A 1742-nucleotide genomic window follows, 5' to 3' on the forward strand; every position below is an offset into this window, starting at 1 on the left:
TGTCATTACTGAGGGAACATGACGGGATAAGTACCAACCGATTCTGTCATGCCTTTATATTCTAGTATTCATATCGTTCAACTGCCTCACACATCGATACTCATTGATTGGGATTGCTTGATTCTCATCTCTCGTGTATTGAGCTTTTCTCTTTTCCAGATAGTCTGGATGGTACTGATACTCACGGTAATGTTTTCTTGTTTGAGTAGTTTCATCACTTGTATCGACGTATTATGCGGGTTGAGTAACGTCAACTCGATAATCCTATCTTCGGTGCTCTCTGGGATTGCGTTTTTACTGCGCTTCAGTGGCTTATTAATCCGTTTGAGGCCAAGTGGCCCTTCCTCTTCCATTATTTGCTGATAGGTATATAAGGTTTGGCGTGAGCAACCTAAGATACGAGCGGCTTTAGAGACACTACCAAGCTCTGCAACCAACTCCAGAGCCTCTATTTTACGTTGTACCTCTTTGCCGTATTCGTTGCATTTACGTGGCTCTACTAACTCAGTGATGTCTAACCGTCGATGACCGAAGTAAGCAGAGAAGGTACCATCGAACTGACATCGTATTTCTACTTTTTGGTTCTCTATGGAGTAACGTACTGGCGAGTCGATAACGTACATTTTGCTATCAAAGCTAAACGTGTGGTCACGTCGTATCGTTCGATATTCTTTCTGTACGCAGATGCTGTTAAGGTCTAGGTCAGGTGGCAACGACTTGAACGCAGAGCTCGATTTAGTCGCCTGAACCATCACATTATTCACCCAGTATTTGGGGATAAACTCCTCTTGCAAGTATCGGTTTGCGCTCTCCATGTCAGCGATGTTATTGAGGCGCAGTTCGGGGACAAGGCGGTCTTGGAAGGTGTCGAAGGCTCGTTCGATTCGTCCCTTCCCTTGAGGTGAGTTGGCGAAGATAATTTCGATACCGAGTTCATCACAAGCTCGCTGCATTTGCGAGAAGTTGCTGCGTTTCGGCCCACCAAAGATACCTGCTCGATCCACGTAGAGAGTTTTGAATATGCCTCGCTTTTCAATATAAGCTCGCATCACCTTCATACAGCCTTCGGTGGTCTCTGAAGGGAAGAACTGGGCATGAATATCACTAGTAGCGTCATCAATGATGGCAATCAAGCAAGACTTCTCATCACCAAACCAGCGATGAGGGCTGCCATCCATTTGCAGCATAAGCCCAGGCAACGGCATACGCTCTCGATACTTCCTTACTCGACTTCTACGGCGTTTAGAACGCTTCACATGGTGAATGTCATGAGCCCAGGAACGCAACGTTTCACGCTTAATCGACAGTCCTTCATTTTTGCTCAAAAGCTCCGAGAGATGTTGAAGATTAAAGTCGTAGTACTTGGTTTGAATGAGGGCTTGAACCTCCTTCTTGAGTGACTCAGGGATTTTATTGATGGGAGCACGACCAGTGTTACCATGAACCACGAACCGAATGCCTTCCTTGCGATAGCGACTCAAGTAACGTTCAACGGTTCTTCGTGATTTTTGCAGTAATTGCGTGGCACTATTGATAGTAATTTTGCCATCAATGACTTTGCTAATGATATCGACAGTAAACTGTGATTTTGAATCCATATAGAACATCCTTAGCATCCTTTAAAGCTCATTTGATTACTTTAAAAAGTACGCTAAATCAGTCCCGACATTTTCCCTCGGTAGTTATTGTAATGACAAAGTCGCTTGGTAATTAAGGTACGACAGAATCGCTTGGTGATCACA

General features: G+C 44.5%; 1 protein-coding gene. It reads right to left on the bottom strand.

What is annotated here, in order from left to right:
* Nucleotides 1-86: 86 nt before the first annotated feature.
* Entirely contained in the window at nt 87-1607 is a 1521-nt protein-coding gene (locus ACED42_RS21730) for an ISNCY family transposase (protein WP_082040340.1), read from the bottom strand.
* Between the last annotated feature and the right edge of the window lie 135 nt (nt 1608-1742).

Source organism: Vibrio sp. FF145 (assembly GCF_041439075.1).
In the GTDB taxonomy this organism is placed as follows: Bacteria; Pseudomonadota; Gammaproteobacteria; order Enterobacterales; family Vibrionaceae; genus Vibrio; species Vibrio tasmaniensis_A.

What these genes read in the sequence shown, in the direction of transcription:
- ACED42_RS21730 (WP_082040340.1), bottom strand. Translation starts at nt 1,607, where the DNA reads ATGTTCTATATGGATTCAAAATCACAGTTTACTGTCGATATCATTAGC.